The sequence below is a fragment of the Gammaproteobacteria bacterium genome (assembly GCA_029881255.1).
Taxonomy (GTDB): Bacteria; Pseudomonadota; Gammaproteobacteria; order S012-40; family S012-40; genus JAOUMY01.
The window spans coordinates 385173-397373 of the sequence record JAOUMY010000003.1 but is presented as its reverse complement, the minus strand read 5'-3'; the positions used below and the strand labels follow the sequence as shown (position 1 = coordinate 397373).

Here is a 12201-nt window from a genome sequence, read left to right as displayed (position 1 = left end):
TATTTTCGAATTTTTCAAACAAAAAAAAGCGGCCAAGAGGCCGCTAGACATTTGGTAGTGAGAGTACCTGAAATCAGTCCGTGGCGCCGGTCTCGACAAAGACCGCGTGTTGTTTTTTGTGTTCCGCCATTCCTTTAAACAGCGCACCGAGTATCACCACGGCACCGATTACCAGAGCCAGTACCAGCGTGACAAAGCTTGCGCTGTCGAGCCATTGCGTCGTGTTTGCTGAAAGCGGTGCAATCCAGTGCATTTGATCAAGATAAACCGGTAGTTTGATCAGACGGCTCAGTAAGACGATGACCATGATGATGCCCATAACAAACTTGACGGTGTGTTCTTTTACATAGGTTGTACCGATTGCACCAACCTGTACGCCGAATAGTGAGCCGGCCAGAATAATCATCGCCAGTCGGATGTCGACAAATCCATCCCATGCGTACAGCATCGAACCGCCCATACCCATGATGAAAGCGACAACCAATTCTGTAGCGGTGGCCATGATGGCAGGTGCACCGAGCACATAAATCATTGCGGGTACACCGATGAAGCCGCCGACGGCGATGGTCGCGGCAAGCAGACCGGTGGCAAAGCCTAGTGGCGCGACGAACAATAGCGAGACTTTGGCCTTGATCGACGGGAAGTACATCATGGTGCCAGGGATGTGTATCGACTGTACCCAAAGCGCCAGTTTGCCGGCTTTGTGTTCCTCGTGGGAATCGGCGCTACGACGGCTGCGTATGGCATCGCGCAATACAAAGCCGCCAACAACGGCCAGCACCACGACGAATACCGCCGAGACATATAAGTCTGTTCCGACGTTGCCAAAGGCGTCGCGAATATCGGTCATGAAGTTCTTGCCTACCAATACACCGGCCTCGGCGAAGACGCCCATAACGATACCGAGCTTGATATCGACCTGTCCGTATTTGTTGCGTTTGATCGCTGCTACTAAGGCCTTTGGAAACTTGTGAGCCATATTGCTCGCCACTGCGACAATACCTGGCGCGCCGAAACTCATCATCGCTGGTGTTAGTACAAACGCGCCGCCCGATCCGATGAAACCGCTGACCATGCCGCCGACGAATCCGACCAGCAACAGGGCAATAATGTTGGTCCAGGTCAGATCTATAAAATTAATGATTTCCATTGATGCTTTCCTCGATTACTTCTTTTTGGTCGCAGCCTTAAAACCCAGCATGTCCCAGAACTTGCCGGTGAAGGCGCCGTGGACATACGAGAAGACGAAGGCAATCGCGATCGGCACCAGGAACAGGGTTTTATCGCCGTTGCGTACCTGTTGGGCAATGTTGAGTATCTCTTCGTTATAGGAATACAGGGCCCAATACAGCGCTATGCTGATAACCCCGAGGGTGACCACGCTGCTAACGCTTGCCTTGGATGTGCTCATATTGAAACCTCACTTTAGGGATAGATTTATTCAATTGCGGAATATACGAATCTTATTAACTTGATCGGCCGTTTTAAGAAAAAGTCGAGAAAATTAAAACATGCCAGTAAGTTGTGCCGGTATTATCGTTTGTAATGTGGAGGTTTTAAATTGAAAAAGTTTCCGCTAATATTCCTTTATGGAATATAGCAAGCTTCCGGATCTCAAATTTCTGGCTACTCTTCAGGCAGTGGTGGAACGTGGTGGCGTGAATGAGGCGGCACTGACGCTGAACATTGGGCAACCCGCGGTTACCAAGCGCCTACGGGCGCTAGAGGAGATTTACGAGGTTGAGCTAATGGAGCGGGTCAGCGGGCGATTACAGCTTACAGAAGCGGGTAAGCTGGTGTATCAGTTTGCAGCGCAAACCCTGGAATACGGCCTTGCACTGGAATCCGCTCTGGCCAATCTACGCCTTGGACGCAAGACCTTGCGCCTTGAGGTAACCATGGCGATAGGGGAGCACTTTCTTTCCGGCTGGCTGGTACGGTTTACAGATGCCTACCCGGAATATCGTGTCGAGAGTCGCCTCGCCTATGGTCGATTGATTGAGCCGCATCTGGCAACTGGTCAGACAGATTTGGCGGTTATGGAGAATGCGCCGGACCATCCGGACGTACTGGTGCAAAAGTGGCGGGACGATGAAATTTTGCTGGTGTGTGGGCGCAGTCACCCATACGCCCGAAGACAGGAAGTGAGTCAAAAAGAACTTGAGAGCCTGAGTTTTGTATTGCGTGAAAAAAACGCTGCCTTGCGTGAATATGTCGATAATATTTTCCGCACACTGACTAATTTTCGTCCCGAAGTGGCGATGGAGGTTGGTTCCACTGCGGCGATTATGAATATTCTATTGCGTGGACGTCATGTGAGTTTTCTTCCTCGGTTTGCTGTCACCGATCTTGTGGTGAAAGGCGATCTTGTTGTACTGAAAGTAGAGAATTTGCAGTTAAAGCGTACGCTGTGGATAGCGCGTAATCGCATGCATTTGGAACACCCCGTAGCGCAGGCTTTCATCGATATGCTGCATCAGGAATAGGTGAACGAATATGGATTTTGGGCTCATTGTTATCGGAGATGAAATTCTCAGCGGCTACCGACAGGATAAGCACCTGTCGCAGACTATCGAATTGCTCAATCGCTATGGACACCATCTCAAGTGGTGTTATCTGGTGGGTGATGAGCCTGAGCAGATAATTTCCACGCTACGAACCGCGCGCGAGAATGCTTCTGCGGTCTTTTGTTGTGGCGGGATAGGCGCAACGCCGGATGATTATACTCGGCAATGCGCGGCAAAAGCTTTTGAACTGCCATTGGTGACACATGCGCAAGCGTTGGTGGAAATTGAGGCGCAGTTTGGTGAAAAGGCCAGACCCAAGCGCATACTCATGGCTGAATTGCCAGAGGGCGCTAGCTTGATTCCGAATCCGGTAAATCGCGTGCCGGGATTTTCAGTAGGCCATGTTCACTTTCTTCCAGGCTTTCCAGAAATGGCAAATCCCATGCGTGAATGGATATTAGCGCAATATGTTGGTCGCGAAGATGTGCCAAGTGCGAAAAAAGTGCTGCGAGTCATCGCTGGACATGAAAGTGATTTTATCGACTTAATGGCGTCGCTTATAGAACAGGGATTAAAAGTCGCCAGCCTTCCTCATCTCGGCAAACCTGAGGGATATGTCGAATTTGTAGTCAGCGGTAATGCCTCGACAGTCGAGCAGGCTTTTTCAACTTTGAAGGATCATGCGAAGTCGCTCGGCTATCGCCTAGAGTATCCATAAGGCTAGTTACGCGATTTGCTTTAGAGGGAGTTCCACAACCAGACTGGCGCCGCCGCCTTGCGCATCTTCACACCAGATTTTACCGTGATGTGCACGTACAAGTTCCCGCGTAATCGCCAGACCTAACCCAGTGCCGCCGCTGCCACTGGGGTTCTTCGGGCTTTGAACGAATTTTTCAAAAATACTTTGTTTTTCTTCGTCCGCTACGCCCGGTCCCTGGTCATCTATCGTAAAAACCAAACTGTCCTGTGCCGTGTTTGTCGTGGCACTAATATGTATGTGTCCGCGGTCAGGGGAATACTTAATAGCATTGCTCAACAAATTCATGATGATTTGCCCGCAGCGATTTCTGTCGCAATCAATAGCCGGTAAATTTTCATCGAAATCATATTCAATAATGAGGCGATGCCCGGTAATCAAGACTTCTTGTTCCGCGACACACTCCTGTATGATTTCGCGGATATCATGTTGCTGAAAATTCAGCGACATTTTACCGGCTTCCAGTTTGCTCAGGTCGAGCAAATCATCGACTAGCGTCTTTAATCGTTCACCGCTGCTTTTTATTTGATGAAAAAATTTATTTAATTTTTCGTCGGTGGATTCGCTGCTGCGCAGAATACCCATTTGCGCAAAACCGAGTATGCCATGTAGAGGCGTTCTGAATTCATGAGACATATTGGCCAGAAACATGGATTTGGCGAGGTTGGCTTCTTCGGCCAGATCTTTTGCCTTTATCAGTTCACTTTCAAAATTCTTGCGTAAGGTAATGTCCTGGTAAGTCCCGAGCACGCCGTAAACAGTTCCGTCAGACTTGCGCAACGGAATTTTGCTGGTTTCCAGCCAGATGGTTTTTCCATCAGGCGTCGTCTGAGGTTCCTCGAAGTTGAGACGGGATTCGCCGGTTTGCATGACGGATGCATCGTCTCGTCGATATAGAGGCGCCTCTGATTTCCACGGCATATCGAAATCATCTTTGCCTATCATTTCAGACGGGGATTGTTTTCCTGCGTCGCGGGCGAAGGCGCTGTTACATCCCAAATAATTATTGTCCAGATCTTTCCAGAAGACGCGTGACGGTATGGTGTCGACTACCGCCTGAAACAAGAGATTCGACTGTTTCAATTCGTCGGCACGTTTTGCGACTTCCTCTTCCAGGTTTTCCCTGTAGCGACGAAGCTCCGACTTGGATTTGCGCAATTTGGCGGTGTAAATAACAAAGGCAACCAGTAGCGTCGTGGCGAATACCGCTATACCAAGAAAGGTGAACTCCATTTTTGTATAGCCTGAAATCAGTGGCGAGCCAAACCACTTGCTATAAATTCGGTCGTATTCTCCACTGTGTTTAATGGCAAGAATGCCTTCATTGAGTTTCTCTAGTAGCTCGGTATTGCCTTCCTTTACTGTCATCGACCAGCTTAAGCGACGCAATGGTTCACCGGTAATCTTGACTTCTCTGATGCGATCAAAGGTGTGCAGGAAATACAGTACAATTTCTTCCGGGTAGATGAAGGCATCAACGCGTCCGTTTATCAAGGCGTGTACACCTTCAGCCGGGGTGTTGACGATATGGCAGTTTATCCACGGGATTTGCTGGAGATAGAGATGCGTAATGTGTTTATTAACGCAAGCGACGCGTTTTCCCCTCAGTGACTCCAGATTTTGAATATCGAAACGATGGCTCTGTACAAAAATACTTTCGTTCATTTCAATAATGGGAACAGTATAGTCGAGAAATTTATCTCTATCCTCTGTGTAACCCGTATCATGAATGATCTGCGCCTGACCTTTTTCCAGCCAGCTAAGAACCTCAGTCCAATTGCCGCTGTGCAAACGTTTTGGGGTAATACCGATAGAGGCAAACACCGCATCTGACAGCTCACGACCAAATCCGGTCAGATTTTTATCCTTATCGAGAAAATTCAGTGGTGGAAAATTATTGCTTGAGGCGACGACAAAAGATTGTCTGGGGTGAGTTTCCCCAGAGCCGTGATCGGCGTATACCGGTATGCCGGTTATCAATGGGTAGATAAGCAGGGTGAGAAATATACTTTTTCTGTAGCGGATAAAATAGTCCATACGGATAGGTCTAACGCCAGTTCCTTCTGTTTGCAGTAACTGGAAAAATCACAAGCCTCAAACGAGCAAGGTTTACTATACAATTATCGGCTGTTTATGTAATACGTTTGTAAAAATAGATTGCCATTAGCGCATTTTTTAATAATGCATATTGATGGTCACGGTGGAATCTTCTGACACCTCGAAGGCGGCGTCTTTGAAACTGGGTGGGCCAAAACTGCCTTTGGCATCTTTTGAAACACCCAGACCTTCATCCGGTATCCCCAGCCAATTGGTGTCCAGCTGATTGTTCCCGTTTTCGTCGTGATAAACAGAGATCGCATAGGTGCCAGAGGCCAGTGCTGAAAAGCGAATTCTGCTTGTGCCCTGGCGAATATAATTGAGTGCCGATCTCAGTGCCATGTCCTGCTTGGTCGGGAAGGCATTAGCATTCGTCGCTTCGAATAAATGGACGGAAACCTGACCGTTGTCGGATTTCAGGCCTTGTATGTTAACGATGAGAGTGGATTCAGCCAGTGCGGTCTGAAATATGACGAAAGACAATATTATTGGCAAAATGAATACACGCATTTCAGACACCTTTAGACTGTGGTAATTGGTTTTCAATAAACAGACTTGTTCAAGAAATTCAACAAAACTGTCGCTATAAATAGTATGAATGTCAAGGTTAAGTCTACACTATTCGTGCTGGCAGTTTTGTTCCAGGCTTGGTGGTCGTCAAGCGTATTGGCGGTAACTGCCAATGATGTTTTGCTGCTGGCTGCCCGTGCTGGCGATATTCCACGTCTGAAATCGGCGCTCATGGATGGCGCGGATGTCAATTTTTCCAATGCCGCAGGTCGAACGGCACTTATGGCGGCACTACAGCTTAGAAACCCGCGCACGGTTGACTACCTGCTTACCGAAGGCGCAGATGTGGATAAAGCCGATGGTCGTGGGTCAACTGCATTGATGCAAGTCATCGCACGTGGCGACAAGAAAAATTTTGATCGTTTGATGAATGAAGGCGCGGATCCGACCATTCAAGACAAAAATGGCGAATCGGCGCTGATTACCGCTAGCTATTACGGTCATACGGAAATGGTGAGGGCACTGCTTTCGAGAGGCGTGGATACACGCGCCGCCCGCAAGAACGGTTTGACCGCTTTACACCATGCCGCGTATTTTGGGCACAAAGACATCGCCAATCTCCTGCTGGTCCATGGCGCAGACATCAATGTGGCGGCAGAAGATGGTTCAACGCCGTTAATGCTGGCCGTGTCCCAGGAGAAACTTGAGGTCGCGCAACTCCTCGTTAGTAATGGCGCTGATATCAAACTTGAGAGCAAGCTTGGCGGGAATGCACTGGCCAGGGCGAAAATTCTTGCCAATGACGATTTGATTGATTTGATCGAAGAGCGTGCTTCAGAACTCGAGGCCGAAGCGGCGGCAGCAGAGGCGGAAGCCGGTGGCAGCAAGAAAAAGAAATAAGACAGTCGCTAGCTATCTTCGTTACACTACGTAAAACAGTTTATCTTTCTGACGCATGTGGCCTTATATCGCCGGTTTTTTTGTTGTTTTTTCCATGTTCGCCGTTAGTCGTTTCTATCGCGCGTCGCGTAATGCCATTGAAGTGGACTGGGGCCGTCCGGGTTTGAATCTCATTGATGGCGCCCTGCGTCTGTTTTTGTATCGCTATCATCGTCTCGATGCGAATCAATACATCGACCTCCCTGAACATGGGCCGGCGATTATCGTTGCGAATCATATTTCCGGGCTTGATCCTCCCTTACTGATTGGTTTGAGCAAACGGCCTTTGCGTTTTTTAATCGCGCGTGAGGAATACAATCGTCTACCTTTTTTATTTAAGGCTGCTGGATGTATTCCCGTTGATCGTGAAACACGCCCTGAAAAGGCCTTGCGTGAGGCCTATGATGCTTTGGCCAATGGCGAAGTCGTTGTTGTTTTCCCGCATGGTGGCATACATTGGCCAGCAGACAAACCGCGTAAGGTAAAAGGCGGCGCCATTCGTATGGCGATGAAAAGCGGGGCACCGATTTTTCCGATTTTTATTACTGGAATCGGTCTGCCAGGATCGACCTTGCGAGCACTGCTCGTCAGAAGTCATGTGAAAGTCGAAATCGGTAGCCCGTTTTATTGTACGGATACAAATGGCTACGATGAGTACGTTAAAACACTGGATCAGTTATTAAATAGTGTTAAGCATACAACCTAATTAGCCGTTAGTAGTCAAAGAGGGTATTCGTAACTGGGATCGTAATGGACGAATTATTTTCCACTTTATCGACCATCATAACCATCATGGGCTGGTTAGCCGGCATTGTGATGTTGTTCCTGTCAGTGGTTTTTTTCTACGACATTTTCCAGAGTAAACATGCTGTTTTGAGAAATTTCCCGGTCATCGGGCATATGCGTTATTTTCTCGAACGTCAGGGTGAATTTTTTCGCCAATATTTCTTTGCCCACGATCGCGAGGAAATGCCGTTTAATCGCGCCACTCGCAGTTGGGTGTATAAAACATCGAAGGGTTTGGGCGGTGTCATCGGTTTTGGTTCGACGAATGATTTACGCGAACCCGGGACTATCATCTTTGTCAATTCTCCCTATCCCATGCTCGAAGAGGAATGTACGCCCTCACCTCAAATGACGATAGGCGAAGGTTGTGACAAGCCATTCGTCGCGCGACAGATCTTTAATATATCCGGCATGAGTTATGGCGCGATTTCCGGCCCGGCGGTCAAGGCACTGACGATGGGCGCCGCCCAGGCCGGCGTCTGGATTAATACCGGAGAAGGTGGATTATCGCCGTTTCATTTAGCTGCCGATTGTGATCGCATCTTTCAAATCGGAACCGCCAAGTACGGCGTGCGAGACGAACATGGCAAACTCAGTGATGAAAAACTGATTGAGATGGCGCAACACGTGAAAGCATTTGAAATCAAGATTTCTCAGGGCGCCAAACCGGGACGTGGCGGCGTTCTCCCTGCAGTCAAAGTATCGCCCGAGATCGCGCGCATCCGCGGCATACCCGTCGGCGTTGTTTCCAGTAGCCCTAACCGCCATCGTGAAATCAAGAGTCCGGATGATTTGTTGGACATGATTATGCGGATACGCGAAGTGACTGGACGACCAGTAGGATTTAAGGTCGTGATATCCAATCGGACATTTACCGATACGTTGTTTGAAGCCGTGATACGGCGAGGTTCGGATTCTGCGCCGGATTTTATTACCGTTGATGGTGGCGATGGGGGAACAGGCGCTGCCCCACAGATTCTTGCTGACCATGTCGGTTTGTCTTTGCAGGAAGCCTTGCCTATGCTGGTGGATTCTCTCATCGAGGCCGGCTTACGCAATCGCGTCAGAGTGATTGCCTCAGGTAAATTGGTCACCTCGGCGAAAGTGGCCTGGGCACTGTGTGCCGGCGCAGACTTTGCGACTTCCGCTCGCGGATTTATGTTTTCCCTAGGCTGTATACAGTCCATGCAATGCCATATGGATACCTGTCCGACGGGCATTACCACGCACAACAAACGACTTCAGCGTGGCCTGGTGGTGACGGAAAAATTCAAGCGTGTCGCTAACTATGCCCATTGGGTAAATGTCGAAATCGACAAACTTGCCCATTCCTGTGGCTTGAGCAATGCCAGGGAATTCCGTCGCGAACATGTGCGACTGGTAACCGCAGCCGATCAAAGTCTTCCTCTTGATCAACTCCATCCCTATCCCGTCGAGGGTAAGGGATTTGATACGAGTAACGTAAAAATCCTTCGTGAAGGGTAGTGGGTAATCGCTCACTTATCGTAATTACAATTCCTGAAATTTAATTCAAAGCATTCGGACGATAGGATTAAGTGCGTGGTTCCAAATCCATGGCCTTGAACTGAACGTCGATTTGCAGGCCGCCGAGTACGGCTTCGTCGAGGGTGATATTCAGACCGTAGAGATCTATGATGCGGGAGACGATAGACAGACCCAGACCACTGCCTGGTGACTTGGTGCCGAGGCGTCTGTAGAAGCGTTGGAAAATACGCTCTCTGTCTTCTGCAGGAATTCCTGGTCCGCTATCGGATACGCGGAACGTGATTTTGTCGTCGAAGCGTATGATGGAAACTTCGACCACGCCGCCTTCAGGCGTATAACGTATGGCGTTATCGATGAGGTTGCGCATCATCACGGCGACGGCGTCGCCATTACAATGTACGAATTTGCCGCGTGTTCCATTCAGGCTGATCTCAATGTCTTTTTCGATGGCAATCGCCGCTTCATCGCTGATGACCTGTTCGGCGACTATGAACAAGTCAAAACGTTTTACATTGGCCTTCCCCGTATCCGGATCGAGTCTGGCGAGAGTAAGTAATTGCTCCACCAGTCGTGTAGCGCGATCAACGCCACGCACGACCTGGCGCAAGGCCTGTTTTTTCTCTTCCTCGGTTGCGGCTTGCAAGGCCACTTCCGCATGAGTTTTCAGGGCGGCTAATGGGGTGCGTAATTCGTGCGCGGCGTCGGCAGTAAATCGTCGCTCCGTTTCCACGGCGCTTTGCAACTGGTCGAAGACATTGTTGAGCGAAGCCGCCAGCGTCTTGGCCTCGTCGGGCAGGTAGTCTGCGTCGATATGACGCAAGTCGTTGGCGCGGCGATTTCGCATTTCTTCTGCGATACGTCGCAAGGGACTTATGGCCTGACCAACGCCGTACCAAAGCACAAAGCCGGTTAGCGGCAAAATCATAATCATCGGTGCAAGCGTGCGCATCACAACGCCGTTAGCCAGTTTGTGGCGTATATCATTCATCTCGCCAATGTGTATGGTGATATCGCCGTCTTCGCTCTGAAGCGTGAACATACGCCAGGTATTGCCGCCAACCAGCTCTTCAGAAAAACCCTCAACACTGCGTGTCATGTGAACATCGGGGGCGTTATCTGAACGCATGGCGAGAATGTCGTCATTAATCCAGATCTGAAAGGCGAGCTTCTTTTCGTAGTTGTGCCCGAGTTGCCAGATACCTTCGCGTATGGTTTCTGTCACCGTGCCGGACAATTTGCCGAGCAGGCGTTGTTCCATGACTTCATGCATACTCAGGGCGAGCATGACGCGTCCGGATTGGGCCAGCTGGGCGTCAAAGAGTTTTTCGACTTCTATACGGGTATCGAGGTAACTGAACACAGCCGCAAGCAACCACAATCCGATAGACGCGGAAAGCAGTATCAGCAGCAAGCGGCGGCGTATCGAGTGGAACATAGGCCGCGGGTATTTTATTTCGAAGTGGGTTTGTCGATGATATAACCTACGCCACGTATAGTGCGTATCAGTTCAGCGCCTAGCTTTTTACGCAGGTGATGAATGTGTACCTCGACGGTGTTACTTTCGACCTCGTCATTCCACGCGTACAAACCTTCTTCCAAACGGCTGCGCGACATGACTTTGCCGCGATTGTCCAGGAGTAAGGTCAGGATGGTGAATTCGCGAGGGGAAATATCCACACCTCTGTCATCCTTGGTCACGGTATGTGACGCAGGATCGACGATCAGATCATAGTGTTCGATAACTGGCGATGTGCGACCACCACGGCGACGCAGCAAAGCACGGATACGCGCGGATAGTTCATCCAGATCGAAAGGTTTGGTCAGGTAGTCATCCGCACCGGTGTCGAGTCCTTTGATGCGGTCATCGATAGTGTCCTGGGCAGTCAGGATAATGACAGGCAGATCGTTGCCCCCGCCGCGTACATGCTTCAGGACTTCAAGCCCGGATTTTTTGGGTAAACCCAGGTCAAGTACCATGAGTTCGTATTCATTCGTCATCAGCGCGGTTTCCGCTGCCTGGCCGTCTTCCACCCAGTCTACGGCGTAGCCGTGTTGTGCCAATCCGGTGCGGATACCGTCGCCCAGTAGCGTGTCGTCTTCAACGATTAAAATGCGCATGCCTGTTCCTCCTGAAAAGTAACTATGCCTCTTCTCCTTTTTGGCCGTCGTCTGGCCGTGAAGAGGCTAAGTTACTTATCGGCTTAAGAACGGGGGTCTTAAGCTATCAGGCGAATTTTTTCAGGTTTTTTTCAATGCTTTAACCAGGAGAAATATGCCCGCGAGGATGAAGGGTACGCTTAGCCATTGCCCCATGCTCATGGCTAGCGGGGCATCGAACGAGGCCTGTTTGGTTTTAAAGCTTTCGAGGAAAATACGCGCACTAAACGCGATAATGAGATAACTGCCAAACAGCAAACCGGCGGCCGGTTTGCGCTGTTGTTTACGATACACAAAAAACAACAAGGCAAAAATGGCGAGATAGGCCATAGACTCATACAACTGTACCGGGTGGCGCGGAATCTGATCGATGCGGGAAAAAATAATTGCCCAGGGCAAATCGGATTTATTGCCCAGAATTTCCGAGTTGAAAAAATTACCTAAACGGATCAGGCTAGTGGTTAAGGCGATAGGAATCACCAGTCGATCCAGCAGCCATAAATAGGAAAACTGATGTTTGCGTACGAATAGAAACAGTGAAATCAGTACGCCCATGGCACCGCCGTGACTGGCAAGACCACCTTCCCAGATTTTGATGATTTCCAGAGGATTGGAAAGATAGTATCCAGGTTCGTAAAAGAGCACATGGCCCAGGCGGGCACCAATAACCGTGCCTAAAACCAGATGTATTAACAAGCTATCAAGTTTTTCCTCAGGCTTGTTTTCATGTTTGAATACATCGCGCATGATGTAAAAACCGGCGATAAAGCCGGTAGCAAACATCAGGCTATACCAACGTATTCCAAATGAACCGATGGAAAAAATGATGGGGTCGATGCTCCAAACAAAATAGTCAGTCATATGATGTTTTCGGGTTTGGGTGGATGAGGCATCATAGTATCAAACATGGTGCCGGAATGATAAACCTGATTGAAACTCTGC

General features: G+C 49.4%; 12 protein-coding genes. 5 read left to right on the top strand and 7 right to left on the bottom strand.

Annotation, left to right across the window (positions count from 1 at the left end):
- Window positions 1-73: 73 nt before the first annotated feature.
- Both OEZ43_09210 and OEZ43_09205 read right to left on the bottom strand, forming a co-directional pair.
- Window positions 74-1150, bottom strand: a complete 1077-nt coding sequence (locus OEZ43_09210; GenBank protein MDH5545760.1) for a sulfite exporter TauE/SafE family protein — start codon at window positions 1148-1150, stop codon at window positions 74-76.
- Between the two features lie 15 nt (window positions 1151-1165).
- Window positions 1166-1411 carry a hypothetical protein gene (locus OEZ43_09205; GenBank protein MDH5545759.1) on the bottom strand — a complete coding sequence of 82 codons (246 nt, stop codon included), beginning with the start codon at window positions 1409-1411 and terminating at the stop codon, window positions 1166-1168.
- Between the two features lie 178 nt (window positions 1412-1589).
- Between OEZ43_09205 and OEZ43_09200 the strand changes: the two genes are divergently transcribed.
- Together OEZ43_09200 and OEZ43_09195 are read left to right on the top strand one after the other, a co-directional pair.
- Complete coding sequence (locus tag OEZ43_09200) at window positions 1590-2486, top strand: LysR family transcriptional regulator (GenBank protein MDH5545758.1); 897 nt, start codon at window positions 1590-1592, stop codon at window positions 2484-2486.
- A gap of 10 nt (window positions 2487-2496) precedes the next feature.
- Entirely contained in the window at window positions 2497-3225 is a 729-nt protein-coding gene (locus tag OEZ43_09195; GenBank protein ID MDH5545757.1) for a competence/damage-inducible protein A, read from the top strand.
- A gap of 6 nt (window positions 3226-3231) precedes the next feature.
- Here OEZ43_09195 and OEZ43_09190 read toward each other — a convergent pair whose 3' ends face one another.
- Together OEZ43_09190 and OEZ43_09185 are read right to left on the bottom strand one after the other, a co-directional pair.
- On the bottom strand, window positions 3232-5301 hold the full coding sequence (locus OEZ43_09190) for a transporter substrate-binding domain-containing protein (protein ID MDH5545756.1): 2070 nt from the start codon (window positions 5299-5301) through the stop codon (window positions 3232-3234).
- Window positions 5302-5439: 138 nt separating this feature from the next.
- Window positions 5440-5871: a DUF2141 domain-containing protein gene (locus OEZ43_09185; GenBank protein MDH5545755.1), complete on the bottom strand. Its 432-nt coding sequence runs from the start codon at window positions 5869-5871 to the stop codon at window positions 5440-5442.
- 84 nt (window positions 5872-5955) lie between these two features.
- Here OEZ43_09185 and OEZ43_09180 point away from each other — a divergent pair, with 84 nt between their 5' ends.
- The 3 genes from OEZ43_09180 to OEZ43_09170 are packed head-to-tail and all read left to right on the top strand — an operon-like array spanning window position 5956 to window position 9081.
- Window positions 5956-6771, top strand: coding sequence for an ankyrin repeat domain-containing protein (locus tag OEZ43_09180; GenBank protein MDH5545754.1), 816 nt, complete (start codon window positions 5956-5958; stop codon window positions 6769-6771).
- Between the two features lie 55 nt (window positions 6772-6826).
- Complete coding sequence (locus tag OEZ43_09175) at window positions 6827-7516, top strand: 1-acyl-sn-glycerol-3-phosphate acyltransferase (GenBank protein ID MDH5545753.1); 690 nt, start codon at window positions 6827-6829, stop codon at window positions 7514-7516.
- A gap of 44 nt (window positions 7517-7560) precedes the next feature.
- Window positions 7561-9081, top strand: a complete 1521-nt coding sequence (locus OEZ43_09170; protein MDH5545752.1) for an FMN-binding glutamate synthase family protein — start codon at window positions 7561-7563, stop codon at window positions 9079-9081.
- A gap of 67 nt (window positions 9082-9148) precedes the next feature.
- On the opposite strand, the gene OEZ43_09165 is transcribed toward OEZ43_09170, so the two are convergent.
- The 3 genes from OEZ43_09165 to lgt all read right to left on the bottom strand — a co-directional run bounded on the left by OEZ43_09165 (window position 9149) and on the right by lgt (window position 12120).
- Window positions 9149-10537: an ATP-binding protein gene (locus OEZ43_09165; GenBank protein MDH5545751.1), complete on the bottom strand. Its 1389-nt coding sequence runs from the start codon at window positions 10535-10537 to the stop codon at window positions 9149-9151.
- Between the two features lie 14 nt (window positions 10538-10551).
- The gene (locus OEZ43_09160; GenBank protein MDH5545750.1) at window positions 10552-11220 is read right to left on the bottom strand and encodes a response regulator; all 669 of its coding nucleotides are present in this window, start codon (window positions 11218-11220) and stop codon (window positions 10552-10554) included.
- A 120-nt stretch (window positions 11221-11340) separates the two neighbouring features.
- Window positions 11341-12120: a prolipoprotein diacylglyceryl transferase gene (gene lgt / locus OEZ43_09155; protein ID MDH5545749.1), complete on the bottom strand. Its 780-nt coding sequence runs from the start codon at window positions 12118-12120 to the stop codon at window positions 11341-11343.
- Between the last annotated feature and the right edge of the window lie 81 nt (window positions 12121-12201).

Coding starts and splice junctions, on each gene's coding strand:
- lgt (MDH5545749.1), bottom strand. CDS start 12,120: ATGACTGACTATTTTGTTTGGAGCATCGACCCCATCATTTTTTCCATC.
- OEZ43_09165 (MDH5545751.1), bottom strand. CDS start 10,537: ATGTTCCACTCGATACGCCGCCGCTTGCTGCTGATACTGCTTTCCGCG.
- OEZ43_09170 (MDH5545752.1), top strand. CDS start 7,561: ATGGACGAATTATTTTCCACTTTATCGACCATCATAACCATCATGGGC.
- OEZ43_09175 (MDH5545753.1), top strand. CDS start 6,827: ATGTGGCCTTATATCGCCGGTTTTTTTGTTGTTTTTTCCATGTTCGCC.
- OEZ43_09180 (MDH5545754.1), top strand. CDS start 5,956: ATGAATGTCAAGGTTAAGTCTACACTATTCGTGCTGGCAGTTTTGTTC.
- OEZ43_09210 (MDH5545760.1), bottom strand. CDS start 1,150: ATGGAAATCATTAATTTTATAGATCTGACCTGGACCAACATTATTGCC.
- OEZ43_09195 (MDH5545757.1), top strand. CDS start 2,497: ATGGATTTTGGGCTCATTGTTATCGGAGATGAAATTCTCAGCGGCTAC.
- OEZ43_09160 (MDH5545750.1), bottom strand. CDS start 11,220: ATGCGCATTTTAATCGTTGAAGACGACACGCTACTGGGCGACGGTATC.
- OEZ43_09185 (MDH5545755.1), bottom strand. CDS start 5,871: ATGCGTGTATTCATTTTGCCAATAATATTGTCTTTCGTCATATTTCAG.
- OEZ43_09190 (MDH5545756.1), bottom strand. CDS start 5,301: ATGGACTATTTTATCCGCTACAGAAAAAGTATATTTCTCACCCTGCTT.
- OEZ43_09200 (MDH5545758.1), top strand. CDS start 1,590: ATGGAATATAGCAAGCTTCCGGATCTCAAATTTCTGGCTACTCTTCAG.
- OEZ43_09205 (MDH5545759.1), bottom strand. CDS start 1,411: ATGAGCACATCCAAGGCAAGCGTTAGCAGCGTGGTCACCCTCGGGGTT.